The organism is Streptomyces sp. Y309, from assembly GCF_056712025.1.
Window position 1 is genome coordinate 5,792,247 of the sequence record NZ_CM160048.1, and the last position, 25,869, is coordinate 5,818,115.

Annotated in this window: 22 protein-coding genes, 1 tRNA gene and 1 riboswitch; of the genes, 15 read left to right on the forward strand and 8 right to left on the reverse strand. The window is 71.6% G+C overall.

Annotated elements, in window-relative coordinates; genetic code table 11:
* Positions 1 to 70 precede the first annotated feature (70 nt).
* Complete coding sequence (locus AC0KTA_RS23715) at positions 71 to 1,153, reverse strand: Gfo/Idh/MocA family protein (protein ID WP_481050234.1); 1,083 nt, start codon at positions 1,151 to 1,153, stop codon at positions 71 to 73.
* Positions 1,154 to 1,209: 56 nt separating this feature from the next.
* Between AC0KTA_RS23715 and AC0KTA_RS23720 the strand changes: the two genes are divergently transcribed.
* From AC0KTA_RS23720 to AC0KTA_RS23780, 13 genes are all read left to right on the forward strand, one after another.
* Positions 1,210 to 2,559, forward strand: coding sequence for an ROK family transcriptional regulator (locus tag AC0KTA_RS23720; RefSeq protein WP_481050235.1), 1,350 nt, complete (start codon positions 1,210 to 1,212; stop codon positions 2,557 to 2,559).
* Positions 2,560 to 2,781: 222 nt separating this feature from the next.
* Positions 2,782 to 3,609, forward strand: a complete 828-nt coding sequence (locus tag AC0KTA_RS23725; protein WP_481050236.1) for a hypothetical protein — start codon at positions 2,782 to 2,784, stop codon at positions 3,607 to 3,609.
* Positions 3,610 to 3,740: 131 nt separating this feature from the next.
* Positions 3,741 to 4,529 (forward strand): GntR family transcriptional regulator, encoded by a 789-nt coding sequence (locus AC0KTA_RS23730; RefSeq protein WP_481050237.1) that lies wholly within the window; start codon positions 3,741 to 3,743, stop codon positions 4,527 to 4,529.
* A 174-nt stretch (positions 4,530 to 4,703) separates the two neighbouring features.
* Positions 4,704 to 5,825, forward strand: a complete 1,122-nt coding sequence (locus tag AC0KTA_RS23735) for a TIGR03364 family FAD-dependent oxidoreductase (protein ID WP_481050238.1) — start codon at positions 4,704 to 4,706, stop codon at positions 5,823 to 5,825.
* Positions 5,826 to 5,839: 14 nt separating this feature from the next.
* Complete coding sequence (locus AC0KTA_RS23740) at positions 5,840 to 6,544, forward strand: phosphonatase-like hydrolase (RefSeq protein ID WP_481056538.1); 705 nt, start codon at positions 5,840 to 5,842, stop codon at positions 6,542 to 6,544.
* On the forward strand, positions 6,541 to 7,593 hold the full coding sequence (locus AC0KTA_RS23745; RefSeq protein WP_481050239.1) for an ABC transporter ATP-binding protein: 1,053 nt from the start codon (positions 6,541 to 6,543) through the stop codon (positions 7,591 to 7,593). The genes AC0KTA_RS23740 and AC0KTA_RS23745 overlap by 4 nt, the downstream gene beginning before the upstream one ends.
* Positions 7,594 to 7,654: 61 nt before the next feature.
* Positions 7,655 to 8,587 carry a 2-aminoethylphosphonate ABC transporter permease subunit gene (locus tag AC0KTA_RS23750; RefSeq protein WP_481056539.1) on the forward strand — a complete coding sequence of 311 codons (933 nt, stop codon included), beginning with the start codon at positions 7,655 to 7,657 and terminating at the stop codon, positions 8,585 to 8,587.
* Positions 8,574 to 9,401, forward strand: a complete 828-nt coding sequence (locus tag AC0KTA_RS23755) for an ABC transporter permease (RefSeq protein ID WP_481050240.1) — start codon at positions 8,574 to 8,576, stop codon at positions 9,399 to 9,401. The genes AC0KTA_RS23750 and AC0KTA_RS23755 overlap by 14 nt, the downstream gene beginning before the upstream one ends.
* Before the next feature lie 58 nt (positions 9,402 to 9,459).
* Positions 9,460 to 10,536: a 2-aminoethylphosphonate ABC transporter substrate-binding protein gene (locus tag AC0KTA_RS23760; RefSeq protein WP_481050241.1), complete on the forward strand. Its 1,077-nt coding sequence runs from the start codon at positions 9,460 to 9,462 to the stop codon at positions 10,534 to 10,536.
* Positions 10,537 to 10,675: 139 nt separating this feature from the next.
* Positions 10,676 to 12,181 carry an alkaline phosphatase family protein gene (locus AC0KTA_RS23765; protein WP_481050242.1) on the forward strand — a complete coding sequence of 502 codons (1,506 nt, stop codon included), beginning with the start codon at positions 10,676 to 10,678 and terminating at the stop codon, positions 12,179 to 12,181.
* Positions 12,182 to 12,260: 79 nt separating this feature from the next.
* On the forward strand, positions 12,261 to 13,040 hold the full coding sequence (locus tag AC0KTA_RS23770) for an HAD-IIA family hydrolase (RefSeq protein ID WP_481050243.1): 780 nt from the start codon (positions 12,261 to 12,263) through the stop codon (positions 13,038 to 13,040).
* Between the two features lie 526 nt (positions 13,041 to 13,566).
* Positions 13,567 to 14,112, forward strand: coding sequence for a hypothetical protein (locus tag AC0KTA_RS23775; RefSeq protein ID WP_481050244.1), 546 nt, complete (start codon positions 13,567 to 13,569; stop codon positions 14,110 to 14,112).
* A gap of 309 nt (positions 14,113 to 14,421) precedes the next feature.
* Positions 14,422 to 15,048, forward strand: coding sequence for a class F sortase (locus tag AC0KTA_RS23780; protein WP_481056540.1), 627 nt, complete (start codon positions 14,422 to 14,424; stop codon positions 15,046 to 15,048).
* Here the strand turns inward: AC0KTA_RS23780 and AC0KTA_RS23785 are convergent.
* The 3 genes from AC0KTA_RS23785 to AC0KTA_RS23795 form a co-directional block, all read right to left on the reverse strand.
* Positions 15,021 to 15,806, reverse strand: coding sequence for a CbtA family protein (locus AC0KTA_RS23785; RefSeq protein ID WP_481050245.1), 786 nt, complete (start codon positions 15,804 to 15,806; stop codon positions 15,021 to 15,023). The genes AC0KTA_RS23780 and AC0KTA_RS23785 overlap by 28 nt on opposite strands.
* Positions 15,807 to 15,928: 122 nt before the next feature.
* Complete coding sequence (locus AC0KTA_RS23790) at positions 15,929 to 16,156, reverse strand: CbtB domain-containing protein (RefSeq protein ID WP_481050246.1); 228 nt, start codon at positions 16,154 to 16,156, stop codon at positions 15,929 to 15,931.
* 34 nt (positions 16,157 to 16,190) lie between these two features.
* Positions 16,191 to 16,339, reverse strand: a riboswitch (cobalamin riboswitch).
* A gap of 395 nt (positions 16,340 to 16,734) precedes the next feature.
* The gene (locus tag AC0KTA_RS23795) at positions 16,735 to 17,538 is read right to left on the reverse strand and encodes an ANTAR domain-containing protein (RefSeq protein WP_481050247.1); all 804 of its coding nucleotides are present in this window, start codon (positions 17,536 to 17,538) and stop codon (positions 16,735 to 16,737) included.
* 163 nt (positions 17,539 to 17,701) lie between these two features.
* Here AC0KTA_RS23795 and AC0KTA_RS23800 point away from each other — a divergent pair, with 163 nt between their 5' ends.
* Positions 17,702 to 18,745, forward strand: coding sequence for a glycoside hydrolase family 6 protein (locus tag AC0KTA_RS23800; RefSeq protein ID WP_481050248.1), 1,044 nt, complete (start codon positions 17,702 to 17,704; stop codon positions 18,743 to 18,745).
* A 138-nt stretch (positions 18,746 to 18,883) separates the two neighbouring features.
* Here AC0KTA_RS23800 and glxA read toward each other — a convergent pair whose 3' ends face one another.
* The 4 genes from glxA to AC0KTA_RS23820 form a co-directional block, all read right to left on the reverse strand.
* Entirely contained in the window at positions 18,884 to 20,821 is a 1,938-nt protein-coding gene (gene glxA, locus AC0KTA_RS23805) for a radical copper oxidase GlxA (RefSeq protein ID WP_481050249.1), read from the reverse strand.
* Positions 20,818 to 22,932, reverse strand: coding sequence for a glycosyltransferase family 2 protein (locus AC0KTA_RS23810; protein ID WP_481050250.1), 2,115 nt, complete (start codon positions 22,930 to 22,932; stop codon positions 20,818 to 20,820). The genes glxA and AC0KTA_RS23810 overlap by 4 nt, the downstream gene beginning before the upstream one ends.
* A gap of 325 nt (positions 22,933 to 23,257) precedes the next feature.
* Positions 23,258 to 23,971, reverse strand: a complete 714-nt coding sequence (locus tag AC0KTA_RS23815) for a FadR/GntR family transcriptional regulator (protein ID WP_481050251.1) — start codon at positions 23,969 to 23,971, stop codon at positions 23,258 to 23,260.
* A gap of 124 nt (positions 23,972 to 24,095) precedes the next feature.
* Positions 24,096 to 24,169 (reverse strand) — tRNA-Lys (locus AC0KTA_RS23820).
* Between the two features lie 264 nt (positions 24,170 to 24,433).
* Between AC0KTA_RS23820 and AC0KTA_RS23825 the strand changes: the two genes are divergently transcribed.
* Positions 24,434 to 25,855, forward strand: a complete 1,422-nt coding sequence (locus AC0KTA_RS23825) for a peptidoglycan-binding protein (RefSeq protein WP_481050252.1) — start codon at positions 24,434 to 24,436, stop codon at positions 25,853 to 25,855.
* The last annotated feature ends 14 nt before the right edge of the window (positions 25,856 to 25,869 follow it).

A 25,869-nucleotide genomic window follows, 5' to 3' on the forward strand; every position in this document is an offset into this window, starting at 1 on the left:
ACGGCTGCCTGCTCGGCGGGGGCCGTCTGCTGTGCGGGCTGCTCTGCCGTCTGCTCTGCGGGCCCCGCGCTCACAGTGTCACCGCCACGCCTTCGTCGGCCGAGCGGCGCGCGGCCTCGATCACGTCGAGCGCCGCGGCGGCCTCGTGCGCGGTGACGGGGTTGGCGCCCTCGCCGCGCAGGGCGGCGGCCACGGCGGCGTAGTACGCGGGATAGTCGCCGGGGAGGGTGGGCTCGGGGCGGCCGCCGCCGGTCAGCGGGGACTCGCCGGCGCCGACGCGGCCCCACAGCGCCTCGGGCTCCACGCCCCACGGTCCTTCGTCCGTGGGCCGCTTGCCCTCGCGCAGCGCGGCCTCCTGCGGGTCGAGGCCGTACTTCACATAGCCCGCGGACGAGCCGAGCGCGCGGAAACGCGGGCCGAGCTGCGCGGTCGTCGCGCTCACGTACAGGTGCGAGCGGACGCCGCCTGCGTGCGTGACGGCGATGAACGTGTCGTCGTCGGCCTGCGCGCCGGGGCGGCGGACGTCCGCCTCCGCGTACACCCGCACCGCCGGGCCGAAGAGGACCAGGGCCTGGTCGACCACATGGCTCCCCAGGTCGTACAGCAGGCCGCCGATCTCCTCGGGGTCGCCGGACTCGCGCCAGCCGCCCTTGGGCTGCGGGCGCCAGCGTTCGAAGCGGGACTCGAAGCGCCATACGTCGCCGAGCTCGCCGTCGGCGACGAGCCTCTGCAGCGTACGGAAGTCGTTGTCCCAGCGGCGGTTCTGGAACACGGAGAGGAGCAGGCCGCGCTCGTCCGCGAGGGCGGCGAGCTCGCGGGCCTCGGCGGCGGTGCCCGCCAGCGGCTTGTCCACGACCACCGGCAGGCCCGCCTTGAGCGCGGCGGTCGCGAGCGGTACGTGCGTCTTGTTCGGGGACGCGACGACGATCAGGTCGAGCTCGTCCGCGCGGGCCCACAGCTCGTCGGCGTCGGCCGCGCAGCGCAGGCCGTCGCCGAACTCGGCGCGGGCCTGGGCCTGCCGCTCGGTGTTCGACGTGACGACCGTGTCCAGGGTCAGGCCCCCGGTGGCGGCGATCAGGGGGGCGTGGAAGACGGAGCCCGCGAGGCCGTAGCCGATCAGGCCCACGCGGAGGTCGTTCTTGCCTTCAGTCATGCTCTCTACTTTGGCAACGGTGTTGCCAAAGTGCAAGCGGTGGCGACAATGGGGGTGTGAACAGGGAGAACAGGCCGGGGGCCGGGGTGAATCTGCCGGGGTTGCGTGGGCACAATGCGGCGCTGGTGCTCGATCTTCTGCGGGGCGCCGGGGGCGCGGGGGTCGGGCGGCCTGAGCTTGCCGAGCGGACTGGGCTTACGCCGCAGGCCGTCAGCAAGATTGTTGCGCGGCTGCGCGGGGACGGGTTGGTGGCCGACGCGGGGCGTCGGGCTTCCACTGGGGGGAAGCCCCAGACGCTGCTTCGGCTTGTCCCTGATGCGGGGTACGCGGTGGGGGTGCACCTGGACCGGGACGCTTTGGTTGCCGTTCTGGTCGACCTGTCGGGGGTCGTCGTCGCCGAGCGGCGGGCTTCGCTGGACTTCGCGGCCGGGGTCGACGCCGTCGTGGAGGCTGCTGTGGGGGCGGTGACCCTGCTGGTCGGGGCACCTTTGGCTGGTGTTGCAGCAGGGGCGCCCGGCACCGGGGGCTGTGCCCACCCGTTCCGCCGTGCGGAACGCCTGCCCACAGCGGTGAGCGGGGATGTCGGCGGGGCGTCGCCCGCAGCGGGGGCGGGGGCGGAAGCGGGGGCCGCAGGTGGGACGCCACTAGCGGGAGCGGGAGCGGTCGGCGGGGCGTCGCCCGCAGGGGGAGCAGGAGTGGTCGGTGGGGTGCCTGTGGCGGGGGCTGCTGTTCTCGGCGTAGGCGTCGCCCTGCCCGGGCCGCTTGACCATGAGGCCGGGGTGTTGCATCGCGTTACTGGGTTTCCGGAGTGGGACGGGTACCCCCTGCGGGACGCCCTCGCCTCGCGGCTCGGGTTGCCCGTTGCCGTGGACAAGGACACCAATGCTGCCGCGCTCGGGCTTGCGCTCGGTGGGGCCGCGGAGTCGTTTGCGTATCTGCATCTTGGGACCGGGCTCGGGGCGGGGCTCGTGCTCGGCGGTGGGCTGTATCGCGGGGCCCGTACCGGGGCCGGGGAGTTCGGGCATCAGGTGCTGCAACTGGACGGGCCGCCGTGCGAGTGCGGTGATCGCGGGTGCGTCGAGGCGCTGTGCCTGGCCGCCGTCGCGCGGGGCGACCTCGACGAGGCCGCGCGCGTGCTCGGCACCGCCGCCGGGAACCTGGTCGCGCTGCTCGACATCGACCTCGTCCTGCTCGGCGGGCGGACCGTCGCCGCCGCCGAGGACCTGTTCGTACGCGGCGTCGGGGCCGTCGTCGCCGAGCGCGCCCGGCGCGAGGGCGCCCGCGCGGCCGTCGGCGTCGCGGTCGCGCCCGGCGGGGAGCGGGTGGTCGCGGAAGGTGCCGCGCAGCTGGTCCTCGCCCCGCTGTTCGGCCGCGCGAGCGTCGCCTTTCCCGCCAATCGGACTTGACGAAGAGTCGGAAGAATCGGCTGTTAGGGGGGAATCGGCCAGCCGAACGGGTCCCTGGGGGCGGCGAGCCCTGTGCGGGGTCGCGCGCGCGTGGCAGGGTCTGGGCCGCGACCCGTTGCTTCCCGGCCCCGCGCCGAGAACCCCAACGGGCCTTGTCCCGCCGTCAGTTCGGCCGTACGGGGTGGAGCAACACCTCCGGCCGGCCGCCAGCAAGGGCCCTCCATGCGACTTCGCAGTTCTCTCGCGGCAGGCGTCGCCGTCGCCGCCACCGTCACCCTCGCGCCCGCCGTGGCCGGGGTGCCGGCGGCCGCGGGCGACCGGCCGGGCGAGAGCGGGCCCGCCGCCCTCCGGCCCACCTGCGCCACCGCCGCGGGCGACGACTTCCCGATCGGTACGCGCATCAGCGGCGGCCCCGCCACCTACGAGCCGGGCGGCGGCTTCCGGCGCTGGTCGCTGGAGTTGACCAACACCACGGGCGAGACCTGCGGCAACGTCCACCCCGTCGTCGTACTCGTCGACGGCAGGAAGGCGCTGCGGCCCCGCCAGATCCTGCTGGAGTTCGACGACGGGGAGCGGCGGCGGCCGGTGCGGTTCGAGCGGACGGACCGGGACGAGCACGTCGGCGTCCTCGGCGACGGGGGCGGTGGCGGTGCGACGGGCGGAGCCCACGGCGGCGACGCGGCCGATGGTGCCCACGAGTCCGGCGCCCCCCACGACCCCGCCGCCTTCCCCGGCTTCACCATCGCCCCCGGCCGCACCGTCACCGTCGGCCTCCGCCTCGCCTTCACCTCCGACACCGCGCCCGACCGGGTCGTGGCGAGCGCCGCCGTCGTGCGGCGCCGTGACGGCGACGGGGACTGGGTGGGCGCGTCCAACGACTACGCGTTCGACATCGTCGAGGCGGGCGGGCCCACCGGTCCGTCCGCCGGCGAACTCGCGAAGACCGGCCCGGGGCGACTGCCCGGGCTCGGGGCCACCGCCGCCGTCTTCCTCCTCGGCGGCACGGCCCTTGTGGTGGGATCTCGGCGCCTTCGGGCCAGAAGGAGCTGAACCAGCCGGTCCCGCCCATCCGGAAAGGCCGAGTCCGTGCCGCCACCAGCCGAAGCAAGTCCGGCGGCACGGGCCCGGCCTTCCCCGTACCGGCAGCTCGTACGGGGTCCCGACGTGCGAACATCGGGCCCGTGGACAACCCCAACGCCGCCCCGCCCGACCACCTGCGCGACCAGGCCCCCGGAGCCCCGATCCGCTCCGGCATCCCCGAGCACGGGCGCATCCCGAAGTACTACGCCGTCAAGGCCCGCATCGCGGAGCTGATCGACGAGCTGGGCGACGGGCAGACCCTGCCGACCGAGCGGGACCTGGCCGAGCGGTACGAGGTCGCGCGCGAGACCGTGCGGCAGGCGCTGCGGGAACTGCTCCTCGAAGGGCGGCTGCGCCGCCAGGGCCGCGGCACCGTCGTCGCCGGGCCCAAGCTGGAGCAGCCCCTGTCGCTCGCCAGCTACACCGAGGGTGTCCGCAGGCAGGGCCGCACCCCGGGCCGCAATCTCATCTCGCTCGACCGCTTCCCCTGCACGGCCGCGCTCGCCGCCGACATAGGGGTCCCGGTCGGTGAGCCCGTCTGGCACATGGAGCGCGTGCTGCTCGCGGACGACGAGCGGGTGGGCCTGGAGTCCACGTACGTGTCCGTGGAGCGGGTGCCGCGCCTGGACCGGGACTTCGAGCCCGACTCGTCCTTCTACGCCTACCTGCGCGAACGGCTCGGCATCTCCTTCGGCGACGCCGACGAGCGCATCGAGACGGTCCTCGCCACCCCGCGCGAGGCGCTGCTCATCGGGACGCCGCCCGCGCTGCCCATGCTGCTGATCCACCGCGTCTCGCGCGACACCGAGGGGCGGCCCTTGGAGCGCGTGCGCACCCTCTACCGCGGCGACCGCTTCTCCTTCACGACGCACCTGGCCGGCGAGGGCTGAACCCAGGGCTGAACCAGGGCGGCTGAACCCGCCCGAACTCCCCCTTCCCGTACGCCCGTCGACCCCTCGTGATTACGGGATGATAACGGGTCTGGGCCAAGCTTGAGCGGCCGTTCACCGTCCCGTTGCCGACCGGCCCCCGCCGGGTCACCCGTCGACAGGAGCGTTGCCGTCGTGAGAGTCATCGTCGTAGGAGCCGGCGTGGTGGGAACCATGCACGCCTGGCACGCAGTGGAGCGCGGCCACGAGGTCGTACAGATCGAGCGCGAGAGCGAGGCCCGCGGGGCGTCGCTCCGCAACTTCGGGCAGATATGGGTCAGCGGCCGCGCGGGCGGCGAGGAGCTGGACACGGCCCTGCGCGCCCGCGAGCTGTGGGAGGAGATCGGCGCCCGCGTGCCGGGCCTGGGCTTCCGCGCCAACGGCTCGCTGACCCTCGTACGGAACGAGCACGAGCGGGCCGTCGCCGAAGCCGCGCTCGGCCGCCCGGACGCCGCCGCCCGCGGCTACAAGCTGCTCGGCGCCGACGAGGCCCGCGCGCTCAACCCGGCGCTGCGCGGCGAGTTCACCGCCGCCCTGTGGTGCGAGCGCGACGCGGCGGTCGAGCCGCGCACGGCCCAACTGCGGCTCCGCGAAGCCCTGTTGGCGTCCCCGCGCTACACGTTCCTGCCGGGGCGCGAGGTCCGCGAGGTCGTCGGTGAGTGCGCGGTGCGCGACGACCACGGCGACGTGCACACCGGTGACGTCGTGGTGCTGTGCACCGGCGCCTGGCTCGGCGGCCTGGTGCGGGAACTCGCCCCCGAACTGCCCGTGCGCCGCGTCCGCCTGCAGATGATGCAGACCGACCCGCTGGGCGAGCCGCTCACCACCTCGGTCGCCGACGCCGACAGCTTCCGCTACTACCCGGCGTACAAGTCGCCGGAGTTGGACGCCCTCAACGCCGGGCAGGCCCAGGAGCCGACCGCCGCCGCCCACAAGATGCAGCTGCTCATGGTGCAGCGCGCCGACGGCGGCCTGACCATCGGCGACACCCACGAATACGAGCACCCCTTCGCCTTCGACACCCTCGAAGACCCCTACGACCACCTCACCGCGGTCGTCGAGGGCTTCCTGGGACGGCCGCTGCCGAAGATCCGGCGGCGCTGGGCGGGGGTGTACGCGCAGTGCGTCGACACCAGCCGGGTCGTCCACCGCGAGCGCGTGCGCGACGGCGTCTGGCTGGTCACCGGGCCCGGCGGGCGCGGCATGACCTGCTCGCCCGCGATCGCCGAGAAGACCGCCGACGAGCTGGGATGGTGACCGAAGTGACTGGAATGACCGACAAGCCGACTGAGAACGTACGACTTGTGGTGCTCGACATGGCCGGGACCACCGTCGCCGACGGGGGCCTGGTCGAGCAGGCCTTCTCCGCCGCCGCGCGCGAGCTCGGCGTCGAGGAGGGCTCGGCCGACCACGCCGCGAAGCTGGAGTACGTCCGCGCCACCATGGGCGAGTCGAAGATCTCCGTCTTCCGGCACCTGTTCGGCGAGGAGGCGCTCGCGCGGCAGGCGAACGTGGCCTTCGAGAAGGCGTACGGGGAGCTGGTGGACGGCGGGCGCATCGCGCCCGTCCCCGGGGCCCGCGAAGCCATCGAGGAGCTGAAGGCCGCGGGCCTGACCGTGGCGCTGAGCACCGGCTTCGCCCGCGTCACCCAGGACGCCATCCTCGACGCCCTCGGCTGGCGCGACCTCGTCGCCCTCACCCTGTGCCCCGCCGACGCGGGCGGCCGTGGGCGGCCCTACCCCGACATGGTGCTCGCCGCGTTCCTGCGCACCGGCGCCGCCGACTCCGTGCGCGAGATCGCCGTGGCCGGGGACACCGCGTACGACATGCGCAGCGGGGTGCGCGCCGGGGCCGGGGTCGTCGCCGGTGTCCTCACCGGCGCCCACGACGCGGCGGCGCTCGCGGACGCCGGGGCCACCCACGTGCTCGGCTCGGTGGCCGAACTGCCCGCGCTGCTGCGGGGCTTCGGGCGATGAGCAGCGGCATACGCTTCGAGTCCGTCTCCGTCGCGTACGGCAAGAACGTCGTGCTCGACGGCCTCGACCTCACGGTGGAGCCCGGCGAGGTCATGGCGCTGCTCGGGCCGTCCGGGTCCGGGAAGACCACCGCGCTGCGGGCCGTCGCCGGATTCGTGCGGCCCGTGTCCGGGCGGGTGTTCATCGGCGGCCGGGACGTCACCGCGCTGCCGCCGCACGGGCGCGGCATCGGCATGGTCGTCCAGCAGTACGCGCTGTTCCCGCACATGCGGGTCGAGGAGAACGTGGCCTTCGGCCTGAAGGCGCAGAAGGCCGCCAAGGCCGAGGTCCCCGGGCGGGTGGCCGACGCCTTGGAGATGACCGGGATGGCCGCGTACGCCAAGCGGTATCCCCGTGAGCTGTCCGGCGGGCAGCAGCAGCGTGTCGCCATCGCGCGGGCGTTGGCCATCCGGCCCGGTGTGCTGCTGCTCGACGAGCCGCTGTCCGCGCTCGACGCGCAGCTGCGGTCCGGGATGCTGGCCGAACTCGCCCGGCTGCACCGGGAGTTGCCCGACGTGTCGATTCTGTACGTCACCCATGACCAAGTCGAGGCGCTCACCCTCGCTGACCGGATCGCCGTGATGGATCGGGCTCGGTTGCGGGACTGCGGGACTCCGCAGGAGCTGTACCGGGCGCCGCGGACCGCGTTCACCGCCTCGTTCGTCGGCAACGCGAATCTGCTTCCGGTTTCTGTGGGGGTCGGCTCGGTTTCCCTGGGTGGGGCCGAGTTGAAGGTGGACACCGGGGAGGTGGCCGCCGGGGTTTCGGCCACGCTGTGCGTGCGGCCGCATCTGGTGGGGCTCGGGCCGGGGCCCAACTCCCTGACCGGGTCGGTCACCGAGGTGCAGTGGCGTGGGGCCACGCATCGGCTGTACGTCGATGTGAGGGGTCACGCCGTGAAGGCGGATGTCCGGGAGCTGCGGGAGCCGCCTGTTCTTGGGGGCGAGGTTACGTTGCACTTTGCGCCGGAGGACGCGGTGCTGTTGGCCGCTGGGGTGACCGATGGGTAGGCCTGCTGAGCGCTTGATTGACGGTGAACCTGGTCGTGGGGCTGTGCCCACCCGTGCCGCCCTGCGGCACGATTGCCCACAGCGGGAGCGGGAACAGGACGGCGGCCCACAGCCGGGACAGACAGGGCAGCCGGGACAGCGGGAACGGCGGGAAGAGCCGCAAAGGCGAGTTCGTGTCCCGGCGTTTGTGTGGGCGTTGCCGCCCGTCGCCCTGCTTGGGCTTGTGTTTCTTTACCCCCTCGCCCTTGTCGTGCAGCAGTCCGTGCAGCCCGACGCCGGGGGGACCTCGCTGCAGCCGTACGCCGATGTCTTCGCCTCCGAGTCGTTTCGGGAGGCGTTGGGGACGACGGTGTGGTTGGCCGTGGGGGCCACCGTCGGGTGTCTGGTGCTGGGGTTCGCGCTCGCGTTGGTCATCGCGTTCGTGCCGTTTCCGGGCGGGAAGGCCGTCGCCAAGTTCATCGACGTCTTCCTGTCCTTCCCGTCGTTCCTGATCACGCTCGCGTTGCTGTTCATCTACGGCACCAAGGGCATGGCCAACGGGTTGTGGACGGACGCGACGGGGGCGGGCGGGGACGGGCCGTTCCAGTTCCTGACCACGCCGTGGGGCGTGCTGCTCGCCGAGATCACGTACTTCACGCCGTTCGTGATGCGGCCGCTGCTCGCCGCGTTCTCCCAGATCGACACGGCACAGCTGGAGGTCGCCTCCTCGCTGGGCGCGCGGCCCCTGCGGGTCGTACGGAAGGTGATCCTGCCGGAGGCGCTGCCCGCGCTCGCCGCCGGCGGCAGCCTCGTCCTCGTCATGTGCCTGAACGAGTTCGGGATCGTCCTGTTCACCGGGGCCAAGGACGTCACGACGCTGCCGATGCTCGTCTACAGCAAGGCGATGCTGGAGTCCGACTACCCGGCGGCCTGCGTCGTCGCCGTCGTCAACATCGCGATCTCCGTGGGCCTCTACGGCCTGTACCGGGTGGTGAGCCGTCGTGCTGGTGCATAGCCGCAAGGGCAAGTGGGCGACCTGGGCGGTCTTCTTCGTCCTGTTCCTGCCGCTGTTCGCGCTGCCGCTGCTCGTGATCGTCGCGGCGTCGTTCGCCGGGCACTGGTCGGGGGCGTTCCCCTCCGACTTCACCGGCGAGCACTACTCCGCCGCCACCCGCGGCGAATCCCTCCAGGCCCTCACCACCAGCCTGCTCACCGCGCTCGGCGCCAGCCTCATCGCGCTAGCCGCGGGCACCTGGGCGGCGCTGGCCGCCGCCGGGCTGAAGCGGCACGGGGACGGCACGTCACGGCTTTCGCGGCTGTGCGGCCGGACCCTGGACACCCTGTTCATGCTGCCCGTCGCCGTGCCGTCGGTGGTCGTGGGCCTCGCGGTCCTCGTCGCCTTCAGCAAGCCGCCGATGATCCTCAACGGCACGTCCACGATCGTCGTCCTGGCGCATGCCATTCTTGTCACGGCGTTCGCCTACCAGTCGGTCTCGGCCGCCATCCTGCGTCTCGACCCGGCGTACGAGCAGGCCGCGGCGTCCCTCGGCGCCCGGCCCGCGTACGTCCTGTGGCGGGTCAAGCTGCCGCTCCTGCTGCCGTCCCTGACCGCGGCCGCGGGCCTCTGCTTCGCCCTGTCCATGGGCGAGCTGAGCGCCACGATGATGCTCTACCCGCCGGACTGGACCCCGCTCCCCGTGCGGATCTACGCGGCCACCGACCGCGGCGCCACCTTCACCGGCGCCGCCCTGGCCGTGGTCCTCATGGCGGCGACGCTGCTCGTCCTCTTCGCCGTCTCCCGGATCCGTACGAAGGCCTCCTACCGCTGACCTCCCCAACTCCCGTCCCCCTGTGTCCCGTTACGACCCGTCAGGAGTACGACACGTCATGTCCCGTCACCCCCGCGTCCCCGTCCGGGCGCTCGCCGCCGTCTCCGGCAGCCTCGTCCTCGCCGGCACCCTCACCGCCTGCGGCGGCGACTCCGCCGCCTCCGACGCCAAGGTCGTCACCGTCTACAGCGCCGACGGCCTCAAGGGCGAGAACGGCGACGGCTGGTACGACAAGGTCTTCAAGGACTTCGAGAAGAAGACCGGCATCAAGGTCAAGTACGTCGAGGGTGGCTCCGGCGAGATGGTGCAGCGCGCCGTCCGCGAGAAGTCCAACACGCAGGCCGACGTCATCATCACGCTCCCGCCCTTCATCCAGCAGGCCGACGAGAAGGGCCTGCTCAAGGCGTACGAGCCGAAGGGGTCCGAGCAGGTCGACGGCGCGAACAAGGCGCCCGACGGCAAGTGGACCTCCGTCGTGAACAACTACTTCGGGTTCATCTACAACAAGAAGGAACTGGGCGGCTCCAAGGCGCCCAAGACCTGGGACGAGCTGACCGACGGCTCGTACAAGAACAAGCTCCAGTACTCCACGCCCGGCGTCGCGGGCGACGGCACCGCCGTGCTCATCAAGGCGATGCACGACTTCGGCGGCAAGGAGCCCGCCATGAAGTACCTGGAGAAGCTCCAGTCCAACAACGTCGGCCCGTCCGCCTCCACCGGCAAGCTCGCCCCCAAGGTCGACAAGGGCGAACTGCTCGTGGCCAACGGCGACGTACAGATGAACTACGCCCAGTCCAAGGACATGCCGAACCTCGGCATCTGGTTCCCGGCGAAGGAGGGCAAGAAGCCCACCACCTTCGCGCTGCCCTACGCGGCCGGGCTGGTGAACAACGCGCCGCACGACGCCAACGCGAAGAAGTTCCTGGACTACCTGCTCAGCCAGAAGGCACAGCAGCAGGTCAGCGCGATCGGCGGCGGCTTCGCCGCGCGCAAGGACATCAAGGCCACCGACGCCAACGCCATCGCCCTCGACAAGCTCATCGACGGCGTCGAGGTCTTCGAGCCGGACTGGGACGACATCTCCGAGAACCTCACGTCGTACGTCGAGGACTGGAAGTCGGCCACCGGCAGCTGAGCACCGTCGCGCCGCCCGCCCGCCTGCTCAGACGGGCGGTAACGAGTCTGGACCAACGCCCCTGCACCGCCAGGGGCGTTGGCATGCCCGCACGCCCTTTCCCTGTCTCCTTCTCCGTTGCGACTTCCCTGGAGGAACCGTGTCCCACGGCCCGTCCCGCCGCTCGCTCCTCGTCTCCGCCGCGTCCCTCGGGGCCGCCCTCGCCGTCTCCGCCGGACCCCTCACCGCCGTCGCCCACGCCGCCGCCAAGAAGCCCAAGGTCCTGATCATCGGGCTCGACGGTGCGCTCCTGAACCGGATCAAGGACGCCGCCGCGCCCGCCCTCAAGTCCCTGATGGCGGACGGGCTCACCGCCCCCAGCGCCCTCTACGCGAACCCCCTCGCGCCCACCTCGTCCGGACCCGGCTGGTCCACCCTCCTCACCGGCGTCTGGCCCGACAAGCACAAGGTGCTCAGCAACGACTTCACCGGCCACGACCTCGCCCGCTACCCGGACTTCATGACCCGGATCGAGGCCGCGAAGCCGTCCCTGAACACGTACGCCGTCTCGTCCTGGGCGCCGATCACGGACACGATCTTCTCGCCGAAGGTCGACGCCCGGGTGTCCACGCCGTCCGCGGAGTACGACACCGGGACCACCGCGCGTGCCGTCGCCCGACTCAAGGACGCCGACCTGGACGCCGTGTTCGTACAGCTCGACAACATCGACCACGCCGGGCACAGCCACGGCGCCGCGAGCCAGGAGTACCTGGACGCCATCCGGACCGCCGACGGCCAGGTCGGCCGGATGGTGGCCGCGGTCACCTCCCGCGCCACGTACGGCGACGAGGACTGGCTGATCTTGGTCACCGCCGACCACGGGCACACCGACGCGGGCGGTCACGGAGGGTCGAGCTGGCCCGAGCGGCAGACCTTCCTCATCGCGCGCGGCGGCGGGGCGACGGCCGGGTCGGTGCGGCACGACGTGCGGATGCCCGACGTCGCCGTCAGCGCGCTCGTCCATCTCGGTGTCCCGGTCGACCCGGCCTGGGGGCTCGACGGCCGCGCGTTCCAGCAGCCGTCGCCGGACGACTTCGATGCGCTGCGGGCGGATCTGAAACCGCCCGTCGACGAGACCGGCGTCGGCGCGGGCGTCATCGGCTTCACGCACACCCCGCCGAGCGGTTGGTCCGTCGACAACACGCGGATGGGCGGCGGCGGCATGACCGAGTGGCGCGGCTGGTCCTTCACGACGGATGAATTCTGGACCAAGACCCAGCGCGACCAGCAGCGCGAACTCAACATCCGCGCGCGGAACGTCTTCGCCGTCGCCGACGGCGACGAGTGGTCCGACAAGTCCTTCACCGGCACCTTCGACTCGACGCTGATCAGCCCCGCGTACGAGGTGCGGGGCGGGGCCGCGGCGACCCTCACGTACACGACGTTCTACCGCCATGAGGCGCCGCAGAAGGGCGAAGTGCTCGTCGCGTACGACGGCGGGGCTCCGGTCGTCGTGAAGACGTACGCCGCCGACACGCCCTCCGTGGTCGAGTCCCTGCGGCTCCGGGTCCCGGCGGGCGCGCGGACCGCTCAGGTGCGGTTCCGCTACACCGGAGGCAACAACTGGTTCTGGGTGATCGACGGGGTGAAGATCAGCGCTTCGTGATTACGCTGGGGGCGCCCGGACACTGGCGTCCCGGCGCCCCCAGCAGCTTCAGTCCGCGCAGACCGCAGGAGTGCACCCCATGGCAGAGCGCAAGCCCATCGAATCGTGGCTCACCGACATGGACGGCGTGCTCATCCACGAAGGCGTGCCGATCCCCGGCGCCGACGCGTTCATCAAGAAGCTCCGCGACTCCGGCAAGCCGTTCCTGGTCCTCACGAACAACTCCATCTACACCGCACGTGACCTCCAGGCCCGGCTGACCCGCATGGGTCTCGAAGTCCCCGTCGACAACATCTGGACGTCCGCGCTCGCCACCGCGAAGTTCCTCGACGACCAGCGGCCGGGCGGTACTGCGTACGTCATCGGGGAGGCCGGTCTCACCACGGCCCTGCACGACATCGGGTACGTGCTGACTGACCACGCGCCCGATTACGTCGTCCTCGGCGAGACGCGGACGTACTCGTTCGAGGCCATGACGAAGGCTGTCCGGCTGATCAACGGCGGCGCGCGCTTCATCTGTACGAACCCCGACGAGACCGGGCCCTCGACGGAGGGGCCGCTGCCCGCCACCGGGGCCGTCGCCGCGCTCATCACCAAGGCGACCGGCAAGCAGCCGTACTTCGCCGGCAAGCCGAATCCGCTGATGATGCGGACCGGGTTGAACGCGATCGGGGCGCATTCCGAGACCAGCGCGATGATCGGTGACCGGATGGACACGGATGTCCTCGCCGGTCTTGAAGCCGGCATGGAGACCTTCCTCGTCCTCACCGGCCTCACGACCCGCGCCGACATCGACCGCCATCCGTTCCGGCCGTCCAACATCGTCGACTCGATCGCGGACCTGGTCGACCGGGTCTGACCCTGCCGGGTGGGCCCCGCGCTGCCTCCGTCCCACCGCGGGTTCCCCACCCGCCCGCCCGTAACTGTCGAACCAGCCGCACCCACCGGCCACGGGCCCCATCCCCCCGCAGGCCCCGGCCCTCGGTCAGGCTGCCTCCGCCCCCGCCCGCCCGTTGCTGTGGGACCGTCGCAACCCAGCGGGAACGTCCACGCAAGTGCCGATCAGTGTTCCTGGCCCCATCCCAACGGGCGGGCGGGGAGCACGCCGCTCGGCGGCGGGAGCGCAGCAGCGCAGGCCGTGGTTGCAGGTGGCCGGGGGCGCGTGGCCTACCGGCCACCGGCCCACCCTCCTGCGCAGCCGCGCAAGCACCACCGAGTACCCCTGGTCCGACAGTCACGGGTGGGTGGGTGGGAAACCCGCCGCGGAGCGGCGGGGCGGTTGCAGCGCGGGCGGTCGTCCCACCTGGTCCCACCCGCTCGGACGGGCGCGTCGGGGATGCGGTGGGCGGTGGGGGGCGGGAACCTGCTGGTACAGGAGGTTCACGATGTGCATACGTTTGCTCGCGGTGCGTGGCGCAGGCGGCATGGCCCTCGCGGCCGCGCTCACCGCGGCCCCCGCGCCCGCGGCCGCCCACGACCAGGATCAGGTGAAGGCCCAGGTCACCCCGGCGAACGCGACGCCGGGCGGTCAGGTGGACGTGCGGGTCACGGGCTGCGAGGGCACCACTGGGGCGGCGGGCTCCGGGGCGTTCACCCGGGACGCCGAGCTGACCGGCCGCGACGGCAAGCAGAACACCCTCTCCGGGACCACCCGCGTCAAGCGGGGCGTCTCGGGGACGTACGAGATCACCGTGACCTGCGACGGCCACCCGCACCAGGGCGTCGGCACCGTCCAGGTCACCGCGGCCCAGCAGACACCCACGGCCCCGGTACACGCCGGAGGCGGCGGCACCGCCCCCCTCACCTCGGCGGCCGCCGAGGTGGAGGAGACCGGCCCGGGCACCCGGCACGCGGTCGTCGGCCTGGTCCTCGCGGGCGTCGCGGCCGTGGCGGTGGCGCTGCGCAGCGCCCGCCGACGCCGCCCGGAGTGACGCCGTGACTCCGCGAGGAGTGCGGCCCGGGGCCCCGCGAGGAGCGAGATCCGCGGCTGCGCCAGGAGTGAAACCCGCGGCCCCGCGACGTGCGAAACCCACGCCCCCGCAAGGCATGAAGCCCGCGGCCCCGCGAGGAGCGAGATCCGCGGCTGCGCCGGGAGTGAGGCCCACGGCCCCGCGACGTGCGAAACCCACGCTCCCGCAAGGCATGAAGCCCGCGCCCCCGCGAGGAGCGATACCGTGACCGGCCCGGACCCGGACAGCGTCCCGCCCCCGCCCGCCCCCGGCGGCACCAGCCGTCTCGTCATGGGTGTCGCCTGGGCCGTCCTGCTGGTCGGCCTGTGGCTGTGGGGCAACGAGCTCACCGACGTACGCGGCGGCCTCTCCGACCCCACGACCGGCGACGTCGCCGCCGTCGGCCGCCCCGCGGGCGTCGATCTGCCGCCCGCGCGCGAGCCCCTGGCCGCGGCCCGCCCGCAGCGCGTGGACGTACCGGCCCTCGGCGTGCGGGCCCCCGTCGTCGCGCGCGGCCTGGACCCCGCGGGCGCCATCGACCCGCCGCCGTACACGCAGCCCGGCGTCGTCGGCTGGTACGGAGGCGGGGTGCGCCCCGGCGCGAAGGGCACCTCCCTGTTCGTCGGCCATGTGGACACCGAGAGCAGACCCGCCGTCTTCTACCACCTCAGCGCCCTGCGCCCGGGCGAGAAGGTGCGTGTGACCAGGGACGACGGGTCACTCGCGGAGTTCACGGTGGACGACGTGCAGGTGCTCGGCCGGGACGACTTCAGCGCGCGGAAGGCCTACGGCCCCCGCGAGGAGGGCCGGGCCGAGCTCCGCCTGATCACCTGCGGCGGCACCTTCGACCGCACCAGCCGCACCTACTCGGCCAATGTGGTCGTGTCCGCCTATCTCACCGGCGCGACCGAACCGTAGTCCGCCGTCTCGCCGGTCCCACTTGTCTCACCCGCCGCAGTCGGCGCCTGCGCGCGGACGGCCGCGCGCAGCCCGAGGCCGCCGAAGACCGCCGCGAACACCGCCCACAGCAGCACGTGCGACGCCAGCGACAGCATCCGGAAGTCCCACAGCAGGGTCGCGCTGACCGGGACCGGATCCGGGTTGTCGGGCAGCGCCCACAGCAGGACGAGGACCGCCACCGCCGTCGCGGCCGCCGCCCCCTGCCGCAGCGGCACGGGACGCGGTGCGAGACGTACGTACACCTGCCACACCAGGAACATGCCGAGTACGCCGATGACGACCGCGCCGAACCACATCTGCTGCCGGTCGCCCACCGTGCCCGCGTCCCCGACCCCGGGCGGGGCCGCCGGATAGCGCAGGGCGGGGAACAGCGAGACGGCACAGAACGCGGCCGCGCAGAACGCGAGGGCCCGCGGCCACGGGTTGCCGCGCGGATCGCGCCGGTGCACGAGGGCGTACGCGACGGCGAACAGCACGCCGATCGCGAGGCCCGCCACGACCAGCGCGACGACCAGGCCCGCGTGCTGCGTGGAGCGCGAGAACAGCTCCTCGTGGTGCTGGACGGCGCCGCCCGCGGGCTCGTGCTCGTGCGAACGGGCCTCCTCCGCGCGGATCGCCCGGTCCATCAGCGGCTCGGCGAGCAGCAGCGAGAACAGGCCCGCGGCGAGCCCGCCGAGCCCCCCGGCCGCGAGACCGCGGCCGAGCAGGGCGAGCACGGGGGAGGGGGAAGGGGACGAGGGAGGAGAGGAAGAAGTTCTGGGAGCGGTTGGGGAGTTCGTGGTCTTCGGGGAATCCGGGGACTGCGGGGACGACTTCGACATGGTGCGTGCGGCCCCGATCAGTGGCAGGGGGCACCGAAGAGGTGCCGGCCGTCGTGCGCGAACTCGTGCAGATAGTCGCCGGTCGCCGAGATCAGCGAGCCGTTGTCCATGAAGACGGCGTACAGCGCGATCAGCGCCACGATCGCCGCGGCCGCGGCGATCAGCCAGTCGCGGGTCTGGATCGTCGCGGACTGTATCGCCGTGCTGTCGCTGTGTGGTGCGCCGTGCGCAGACGTGACAGACATGCCGGTGGGCCTCCTTCTGGGGTTTCCACGCCCCATGGCAGGAGGACGACGGGTCAGTTCCTGACTTCCGTGCGCGCGTGAGCGGTTCGCGCGTACGGTCACAGTGGCGGGACCGTCCCGGGCTCGCACCGGGTTCCTGACAACCGTCGCCTCGATGTATGGACTTGTCGCCCGGAGAGTCCCAGTTGGTCATGGACACTGTCAACCAGTCCGGGCGCCCCTGACGTGGGTACTCGTGTGCACGGCGCGCACTCCGGCGCACGGCGGTCGCGGGCACAACCTGGCCCGGCCAACGACCCGCTCCCCCCGGAGCCGTCGACCGGGCTGGTCCTCGACCGCGCGCGCTCGAGCTGCGGGAGAAACCCGGCGCCGGCACGGGAGGCCTTGGGATGTGGCGGAATGGTCAACTCAGGCCGGGGGCTTGGGCCGTAGAACTGACTCTAGAACGGAAGGCGGCCGCGGCCTAGAGGGGTTTTGACGCCAAGTCGCCTTTTGCATCCGCTGCGTTATTGCCGCAGGTCGCATGGTTACGCATGCTCGCGCACCATTGCGTTCTCGTCGCCTTCTCGTTGCGTTCCCTACGTGCCTTCCCGGGCGCCCCGCGGCGGCTGCGGCCCGCTGCCGCGCAGCGTCGCGTCGTCCAGCGTCCCCTTGATCACCATTCCGGCGGCCACGTCCATCACGAGCCGTTCCCGCCGCGCGTACCTCCGCAGTGCCTCGAAGGCCACGTCAAGTCCGGTTCCCCAGCGCTCGGCCAGTATCCCCTTGGCCTGCTCGATCCGGATCCGGCTGGTCAGCGCGGCCTGCAGCTGCCGGGAGAGGTTGCGATATCCGGTGTACGCGCGGTGGTTGTGCAGCCCGACCGCGGCGGCGTCGGCGAGCGCCTGCGTGAGCGCCAACGCGCTGTCGGCTTCGCCCTCTTGCGGGCCGCCGTCGGACCGTGCCGCGTTCGTCCAGTCCGCCGCGAAGACGTTGAGCACGCCGAGCACCCGCTCCCGGGCCCGCAGCGGCACCGCGAACGTGGCGCCCACACCCCGCGCGCGGGCCCGCTCGGTGAAGGCCGGCCAGCGGGTGCGCGCGTCGGCCGAGGCCAGCCGGACGGGGCGCACGGGGCGGCCGGTGTAGGAGTCCACGCAGGGCCCGCCCAGGTGCTGGGCTTCGAGGAGGTCCCGGGCCAGCTCACCGCCCCGGGCGCTCGCGGCGATGCGGACGCTGCTGCCGCCGTCGGTGTACATCACGCCGGCGGCAAGGGCGTCGAGGAGCTCGGCGCAGTGCTGGGAGACGCGGCGCAGATGGCGATCGGTGTCGAAGTCGTCGGCGACGGTGTCCACGGCTTCCACAAGGACCTGTGCCAGCCTGAGCGCAGAGGTGCGGTCTTGCATGGCACTCCCCTTCTTGGCCGCCCCCCTACGGCCCCACGCCTACCCCGCTTCGGCGTGCTGTAACAGGTCTTCTACAGGTGGGTCGCCCAGATGGGCGGGCCTCGTGGGCCGCACGTAGTTATGTCAGGATTGAGCACCGGACAGTGCACCCAAGGGGGAGTGGATGTACCGCAGAAACACAGGTCGCGGGCGAGGCTTCGCGGCCAGGGGGGTGACGGCGACGGTCGCGCTCGCGGGAGCGGCGCTGCTGCTGTCCGGTTGCTCGTCCTCCGACGGCGACGGCAAGGACGACGAGAGTTCCGGCAGCGGGGTGAGTCAACAGCCCAAGGGCAAGGACCCGTTCTGGGTGAACCCCGAGGGGAACGCCGCCAAGCAGGTCTCCGCGTACGAGAAGGACGGCAAGAAGGACGACGCCGAGCAGATCCGCAAGATCGCCGAGCAGCCGGTGGCCGAGTGGGTCCTCCCCGAGGACCCGGAGAAGCAGACCCGCGGGTACACGGAAGCGGCCGCGAAGGCCGACCGGGACGCCCTGCTGGTGCTCTACAACATCCCGCACCGCGACTGCGGCCAGTTCTCCAAGGGCGGCGCGGCCGACGGCAACGCGTACCGCGCGTGGATCGACGGCGTGGCCAAGGGCATCGGCGACCGCCCCGCCACGGTCATCCTGGAGCCGGACGCGGTGCTGCACATGGTCGACCAGTGCACGCCCCCGGAGTTCCACGAGGAGCGGTACGACCTCCTCAAGGGCGCCGTCGCCAAGCTCAAGTCCCTGAAGAACACGAAGGTCTATCTGGACGCGGGCAACGCGGGCTGGTCGAAGCCGGATTCGCTGTACGACCCCCTGAAGCGCTCGGGCGTCGAGCAGGCCGACGGCTTTTCCGTGAACGTCTCCAACTTCCAGACCACCGAGGCCAGCAAGGCGTACGGCAAGACGTTGTCGGCGAAGGTCGGCAACAAGCCGTTCGTCATCGACACCAGCCGTAACGGCAACGGCCCCTACACCGGGGGTGACGAGAAGGAACGCTGGTGCAATCCGCCGGGGCGGGCCCTTGGCGAGGCGCCCACCACCAAGACGGGTGACGATCTGGTCGACGCCTATGTGTGGGTCAAGCGCCCCGGCGAGTCCGACGGCACCTGCAAGGGTGGCCCTCCGGCCGGGCAGTGGTGGCCTGAGTACGCCTTGGGTCTCGCCAAGTCCAGCGACTAGGAAAGCCCACCTAAGGGGCGCGGGGAACTGCGCGACCGGCCACAACAAAGCCGCAGACGCGTCTGCCGAGTTACTGAGCAGACACGTCTGCGGCTTTTCTAGGGCTGATCGCGCAGTTCCCCGCGCCCCTAACGGGGCTCAGGGAACATGCACCCACTGCGCCTTGCTGGGCGTTCCCTGGTCGTCCGTCACGAAAAGCATGTACCAGCCGGACTCGACCAGGCTGCGGTTCTTCGGGACGGTCACCGTCACCTTGTCGCCGGACTTCTTCATGTCGAGGGCGATGGACGTCTGATCGATGTCCGTCACGTGCGTCGTGGCGCTCGGCCGGATGAGCCGGGCCTTCTTGATCGACGAGGCATGACTCGTCGGGAACGTACCGGAGCCGCCCCGCTTGATCGTCTTGGGGCCCTCGCCCAGCGTCGGCTGGGAGCCGTGGTACAGGTACGGCGGCGTGTAGATCTCCACCCGCTGCTCGAAGACACCGGGCTTCGTGTTGGCCTTGTCGGAGTACAGGGAGTCCGAGCCGAAGAACATCACGCGGCCGTCGGGCAGCAGGATCGAGCCCGAGTGGTAGTTCCGGCCCACGTGCGGGTCGGCGACCTTGTCGAAGGTCTTCGTCCGCGGGTCGTAGAGCCGCGCCTGGTGGATGTTGGAGTCGCCGCGCCCGCGGTAGTCCTCGGAGCCGCCGGAGACCAGGACGGAGTCGTCGGGCAGGACGGACGCCTGCGGATAGCGGGTGCCCTTCTCCAGCTCCGGGCCGTCCTTGAACCTCGGGTCGGCGTCCTTCAGGTCCACGATGCGGGTCTTCGTGGAGGATTCCTTGGACTCGCCGACGCCACCGCCGCCGATCACCATGTAGCGCTGGTCCTGCGCGGGCGGCAGCTCCACGGTGTTGGAGGTCTCCAGGAGATCCGGGTCGCTCATGCCCGGGATCTTCTTGAACTTGTTGGTCTTCAGGTTCCAGATGCCCGGGTCACGGCCGACGTCGTCGGGGCCGTAGCCCGCGTTCGAGCCGGAGTAGAAGAGCCGCCCGTCGGCCATCTGGAAGATCGCCGGGTAGGTCGGGAACTGCCGGATGCCCTTGGTGTACGTCCACTTCTTCGTCTTGGGGTCGTACACCTCGTTCTTGCCCGGCACCAACTGCCCGATCTCGTCCAGGCCGGAGAGGCTCAGCACCTTGCCGTCGGTGAGCGTGGTCAGCGTGGGATACCAGCGGGCCTCGTTCATCGGGTCGACCTTGATGTACTTCTCGGCGACCGGGTCGAACTCGAAGGTGTCCTTGATGCCCTGGAAGTCCTTCTTGTCCAGGGCGAGTTTCTGCGCGATGCCGTACGTGTTGCGGGTGTCGGCGCCGCTGAGGCCCTGCACGCGGTAGTTGTCCTGCGTGCCGGTCTCGTACTTCGCGCCGCTCTGCTGCGCCTCGACGTAGATCCGGCCGAGGCCGGGGTCGTTGCGCAGGAACTTGCCGGTCTGCTTGTCGAAGACCTTCTTCGCGCGCTCGACGACCACCGAGTCCTTCGACACGAACGTCTTGCCGTTCTTCTTGCCGGTGAACTTGGTGCCCGCGGGCAGCGTGATCGGCTTGTCCGGGTTCTCGTTGTGCACGATCATCAGGCCGCCGGCCTTGGTGACGTCACCCTTGAGCTTCTCGTAGCGCTTGGTGCCGCCCGCGATCAGGAGCTTGCCGTCGGCGAGCTGGGTGTGGCCCGTGCAGAACAGGTCGACCGGCGTCGGGATCTTCTTGATGGTGTTGTTGACCGGGTCCCACAGCCGCGTGTCGAACTTCTTGTCGTCGAAGTTCTTCTGGTTGTTGCCCGATCCGGCCACCATCAGGATCTTGCCGGTGTGCAGCAGCGACGCGTGGATCGTGTTCTGCCGGTACTCCTCCGGGAAGTCGATCACCTTCCAGTGGCCGTTGTCGGCCTTGTACTCCGGCTGGTTGATCTTGTAGTTGTGGTACTTCTCGGAGCCCACGCGCCACAGCCAGGGTCCGTTCATTCCGGCCAGGGCTATGACCACCGCCGCGCCTATCGCGATGCGGCGGGCGCGGCGGCGGCTGGACGGGTCTTTCATTGTTCGTGGCTCCCGAGGGCGATCTGCATGGTCTCGTCATTCGAGGCCCAACTGGGCTTCTGCTGCGGCGCGTGCGGCGCCGGCCGCGCGTGCTGCGGCGCGGAGTGCGGCGGGTACTCCTGGGGCGGCTGTTGCTGCGGATGCGGCTGCGCGCCCGGCTGGGCGCCCGCCTGGGCGTGCTGCTGGGCGGCGTGTTGCGGCATCGGCTGCGGCGCGGGCGCGGAGGCGGTCGGCGCGGCGTGCCGCGGCTGCGGGACGTTCTCGGACGGGCCCGCGCCGCCGGAGGCGCCCGCGGGCACGGCGGCCTTCTTCTTCTCCTGCCGCATGCCGTGCCGCCAGGCGAAGATGGGCGCGGCCGTGATGAGCAGCGCGAACGTGGCCCAGATGATCATCGCGGGATGCGCGTGGTCGTACACGTACGCCGCCGCTATGGAACCGGCGAAGACCAGGATGAAGAACAAGTGGATGCGGAACGTGCCGAACAGCGTGTCCGGGCTCGCCGAGTCGCCCTTGGGCGTGACGACGAACTTGGACTTGCGGCGCAGCGCGGCGTCCATCAGGGAGCGCGCGTAGATCGGCGCGGACAGCGCCGACATCACCATGCCCGCGACGCCGCCGGAGCCCTCGGGCTCGTGCGGCGAGACGTTGTGGCGGCGGTTCCAGATGTACAGGCCGATCTGCAGCGCCGAGGCGTTGCCGTACAGCATCAGCCAGATCGTCGGGTCGATGTTCACGCCGGACGCCCCGAGACCCAGGAACAGGGCGCAGCTCAGCGCCGCCAGGATCCAGTTCATCGCGGACATCGGGTAGAAGATGACCATCATCGTGTAGTTGAAGAGGCGGCCCGGCGGCAGCGAGAACGGTGCCTTCCAGAACTGCTTCAGGATGGTCTCGTACGTCCCGCGCGACCAGCGGAGCTGCTGGGTGAAGAAGTCCGTCCAGGCGTTGGGGCCCTCGCCGACGGCCAGCACGTCCGGGGTGTAGACCGACTTCCACTTCTTGCCCGTGGCCGGGTTCTTGGCGCGGTGGATCTCGAAGCCCGTCGCCATGTCCTCGGTGATCGAGTCGTACAGACCGCCGATCTGCTTGAGCGCGCTGATGCGTACGGCGTTGGAGGTGCCGACGAACATCGGGGAGCCGTAGGCGTTGCCGGCGCGCTGGATCAGGGCGTGGAAGAGGAACTGCTGGGACTCGGCGGCCTTGGTGACGAACGTGTCGTAGTTGCCGTACACCTGCGGGCCGATGACGAAGCCCACGTCCGGGTCGCGGAAGAAGCCGAGCATCCGCTCCAGGTAGTTGGGCATCGGGACGTGGTCGGTGTCGACGGAGGCGAAGTAGTCGTAGTTGTCGCCGTGCGCGTCCAGCCAGGCGTTGTAGTTGCCGTGCTTGGTCTTGGCGCGGTGCGGGCCCTTGGCCTGGTTCCACTTCGCGACGCCCTTGCGGGAGAAGTGGTGCACGCCGAGACGCGCGCAGACCGCCTTGACCTCGGGGTCGTCGCCCTCGTCGAGCAGCCAGACGTGCAGGAGCCCGCGGTGGCGCAATTTCACCGCCGCTTCCAGGGTCTTCGTCACCATTTCGATCGGCTCCTTGCCGGGCACGAACGAGGTGAGGAAGGCGACGCGGGTGCCCGTCTCGGGCACCACGGGGACCGGGTCGCGGGCCACGAGGGTGGCGTGCGCGTTGGAAAGGACGTTCATGCAGCGGAAGAACTCGATCAGGCCGATCGAGACGAGCATGACAATGTCGAGCACCGGCAGCCAGTCGTTCGCGACGTAGTCACGCTCCGTCCAGTGCTCGGGCTGGAGCAGCCAGGCGAGCAGGACGAGGGAGAGCAGCGGGGCCGCGCCGAGCATCAGGGCGGCGCGGATGCGGTGGGGTTCCTGGGACAGCAGCGAGCGGTACTGGACCTTGTACGGCTTCGCGGGGTCCGGCTGGGTGAGGGGGCCGGCCAGTCGGCTGTAGTGCTCGTAGTCGTAGCGTGGCAGCGACTTCTTGATGCGTCTGAAGCCGCCCGTCCGGTGCGACGGCACCCGCAACTGGGTCGTCTGAGACGGATCGCTGTTCCGCTGAGACGGGTCGCTGTGCCGCTCGCCGGCCGGCGTCGACGTCATGAGTCATCCCCCCGCACGCGGCCGCCCGCGTGTTCGTCGGTCCTTGTCGCCCGCCCGGTCCCCCTCGACCTTCGCGGACGCATCAGTGGCAGGTCACCCTCGCGTAAGACAGCGAAAGGCGACCTTCCGGTTGCATGATGCCCCCCTCGACATCCGTTCATGAACGCGGGGACCCCCGTCCAGGCGTTCACACGGGCTCTCTGCGGCCGGCGTCCAAGCCCCCCAACTGCCCTGTACCGCGCGCCTCATGAGAGCCGGGCCGTGCCCAGGCTTCCCGTCAGGGTTCTACGCGCCTATGCATGATCGCAAGAGCGAAACAAGCAGTTTACCGGTCATAAGCGGGATGGGGGAGGGCTGTTGAGGCGGGAGCGCTCAGCCGGGTGCGAATGTTACCGAAGTGTTCCCGTATCGCCCGCTCGGCCCGAAGTACGTCCGAGGAGCGCACGGCGTCGAGGATCTCGCGGTGCTGGCGGCAGGTGACCTTGGGGTCCTGCGGCACGTCCACCAGGTCGGTGCGGACCCGGTGGAAGGCGTCCCAGAACGCCTCCAGGACCTCGCTGAGCAGGCGGTTTCCCAGGCACCTGTAGAGGGCGGCATGGAAGGCGCGGTCGGTGTCGGCGCGCACGGCGCCGTCGGGCCCCGCGGCCTCGGCGTCCATGCGGTCCACGAGGGCGTCGAGGTCGGCGAGGTCCGCGGCGGGTATGGAGCCGGCGAGGCGGGCGATGAGGCCGGTCTCGACGGCCTCGCGCAGTTCGAGGAGCTGCAGCAGGCTGTCCTCGCCGCGGTAGTGGCCCGCGACGGTGCGGAACGTGAGGCCCTCGATCATGGGCGCCATCGACATCGGCCCGACATAGGTGCCGAAGCCGTGCCGGATCTCGACGATGCCCATCGCCTGCAGCGCCTTCAGTGCCTCGCGCACCGAGTTCCTGCTGACGCCGAGCCGCTCCATCAGTTCCGGCTCGGTGGGCAGCGGGGACCCGGAGGGCAGCCGCTGGTCGATGATGAGCTTCTTGATCCGCTCCTGGAGGTCGCGTGCCATGGCGCAACCGTAGCGCTCGCGCCCGGCGGGACCCAGGGGTGCGCGGGGGCGCTGGCGGCATCGGGGAGTCGCGTGAACAGTACGAAAAGGCCCTCCGTCGGAACGGAGGGCCTTTCGGTGTCTGTGCGCCGCCAGGGACTCGAACCCCGGACCCGCTGATTAAGAGTCAGCTGCTCTAACCAACTGAGCTAGCGGCGCCTGCTGACCTGGACAACTCTACCGGACTCCCAGGGGTGGTTCTGACCACGGCCGGTCTGCCCCGGTCCGCCCCCGGGGAGCGCCGGGGCGTGCGCCGGAGGGTTCCGGGGCGGGTGCGGGGGATGCCACTCCATCATTCGGACCGTCAACATGCGGTATCCCCGGACAGTTGAGAAGCTGACGGATGTACAGATGCGCTCAGAGCCTTTTCCGGGTCCCTTCACCGACTCCGTCGGGAAAGGCCCGGAGTGTGAGGGGAATCGCATGGAGGCTGCTCCGGTATTCGAGGAATTCGAGCCCGCGAGCGACTGCGGCTGTCCGGGCTGTGTCCACCGGCGGCGCTCCGGCGCGCACGCCCTGCCGCCCCGGCTCGGCGGTCACCCGGCCGCCCACGGCGCGCGCCGGGCGCTCGTCCTCGCGGCCGCCGCGAGCTCCGTCATCGGCCCCGGCCAGATCCTGCCCGCGGTGGCATCCGAGCAGGTGGGAGGGCCAATAGGAGGGCAGGCGGAGGCGCGGGCGGGAGGCGTGGGGCAGCGCCCCGCGCAGCCGGGTGACGCGGTGCGGGCGGGCGGTGCCGCGGCCCGGGCCGGGCTGCCCGGAGCGGACGGCCCCGACACTCCGCAAGGCGGCCGGAGCGCCCTGCACGGAGCGCCCGGCAAGAGCGCCGCGCCCCGCCCCATCACCCGCGCCGAGATCATCGCCCGGGCCAAGCTGTGGGTCGAGGCGAAGGTGCCGTACAGCATGCAGAAGTTCTGGTCCGACGGATACCGGCAGGACTGCTCGGGCTATGTCTCGATGGCCTGGAATCTCGGCGGAAACGAATGGACGGGCAGCCTCGGCCAGTACGCGACGCGCATCTCCAAGGACGAGCTGAAACCCGGCGACATTCTCCTTTTCCACAATCCGGTGAACCCGGAGAGAGGGTCGCACGTGACGCTATTCGGCGGCTGGACCGACTACACCCGCACCCATTACCTCGCCTACGAACAGGCCCGCCCGCACACCCGCAGGCAGGCCACCCCGTACGCGTACTGGACCGACAGCGACCGCTATCTGGCGTACCGCTACAAGGGGCTGCGCCCGACCGGCGACTCCGGGGCCGGGCAGCCCGGCTCCGGCGCGGGCACCGCGGCGCGGTACCCGGGCGCCGGGTACTTCGGCCCCGGCGCCGACAACAAGTACGTCACCCGGCTCGGCGAGATGCTGATCGCCCGCGGCGGCGGCCGCTTCTACCGCACGGGCCCCGGCCCGCGCTGGAGCGACGCCGACCGCAGGGCGACGCGGGCGTTCCAGCGGGCGCAGGGCTGGACCGGCGCCGACGCGGACGGCCTGCCGGGCCCGAAGACGTGGTCGTACCTGGTGGGCGGCAAGGGAAAGGACATTCCGGGCGGAGCGGAAGGTGCCCCGGGTGGCGGCCGGGACGACGGTCGGCCCGGGTCGGCCGGCGCCCCGTCCTTCCCCGGCAAGGCGCACTTCCGGCCGGGCCGGTCCAACGCGTACGTGACGCAGCTCGGCCGGCAGCTCGTCCGCAGGGGCTTCGGCAAGTACTACGCCCAGGGGCCCGGGCCGCGCTGGGGCGAGGCGGACCGGCGCGCGGTCGAGGCGTTCCAGCGGGCGCAGGGATGGCGGGGCGGGGCGGCCGACGGGATGCCGGGGCCGGAGACGTGGCGGCGGCTGTTCGCGTGAGAGGTCCTGGTCTG

What these genes read in the sequence shown, in the direction of transcription:
- AC0KTA_RS23780 (WP_481056540.1), top strand. Translation starts at nt 14,422, where the DNA reads ATGGGTGTCGCCTGGGCCGTCCTGCTGGTCGGCCTGTGGCTGTGGGGC.
- AC0KTA_RS23810 (WP_481050250.1), bottom strand. Translation starts at nt 22,932, where the DNA reads ATGACGTCGACGCCGGCCGGCGAGCGGCACAGCGACCCGTCTCAGCGG.
- AC0KTA_RS23775 (WP_481050244.1), top strand. Translation starts at nt 13,567, where the DNA reads ATGTGCATACGTTTGCTCGCGGTGCGTGGCGCAGGCGGCATGGCCCTC.
- AC0KTA_RS23770 (WP_481050243.1), top strand. Translation starts at nt 12,261, where the DNA reads ATGGCAGAGCGCAAGCCCATCGAATCGTGGCTCACCGACATGGACGGC.
- AC0KTA_RS23825 (WP_481050252.1), top strand. Translation starts at nt 24,434, where the DNA reads ATGGAGGCTGCTCCGGTATTCGAGGAATTCGAGCCCGCGAGCGACTGC.
- AC0KTA_RS23740 (WP_481056538.1), top strand. Translation starts at nt 5,840, where the DNA reads ATGACCGACAAGCCGACTGAGAACGTACGACTTGTGGTGCTCGACATG.
- AC0KTA_RS23725 (WP_481050236.1), top strand. Translation starts at nt 2,782, where the DNA reads ATGCGACTTCGCAGTTCTCTCGCGGCAGGCGTCGCCGTCGCCGCCACC.
- AC0KTA_RS23745 (WP_481050239.1), top strand. Translation starts at nt 6,541, where the DNA reads ATGAGCAGCGGCATACGCTTCGAGTCCGTCTCCGTCGCGTACGGCAAG.
- AC0KTA_RS23760 (WP_481050241.1), top strand. Translation starts at nt 9,460, where the DNA reads ATGTCCCGTCACCCCCGCGTCCCCGTCCGGGCGCTCGCCGCCGTCTCC.
- AC0KTA_RS23800 (WP_481050248.1), top strand. Translation starts at nt 17,702, where the DNA reads ATGTACCGCAGAAACACAGGTCGCGGGCGAGGCTTCGCGGCCAGGGGG.
- AC0KTA_RS23795 (WP_481050247.1), bottom strand. Translation starts at nt 17,538, where the DNA reads ATGCAAGACCGCACCTCTGCGCTCAGGCTGGCACAGGTCCTTGTGGAA.
- glxA (WP_481050249.1), bottom strand. Translation starts at nt 20,821, where the DNA reads ATGAAAGACCCGTCCAGCCGCCGCCGCGCCCGCCGCATCGCGATAGGC.
- AC0KTA_RS23790 (WP_481050246.1), bottom strand. Translation starts at nt 16,156, where the DNA reads ATGTCTGTCACGTCTGCGCACGGCGCACCACACAGCGACAGCACGGCG.
- AC0KTA_RS23815 (WP_481050251.1), bottom strand. Translation starts at nt 23,971, where the DNA reads ATGGCACGCGACCTCCAGGAGCGGATCAAGAAGCTCATCATCGACCAG.
- AC0KTA_RS23715 (WP_481050234.1), bottom strand. Translation starts at nt 1,153, where the DNA reads ATGACTGAAGGCAAGAACGACCTCCGCGTGGGCCTGATCGGCTACGGC.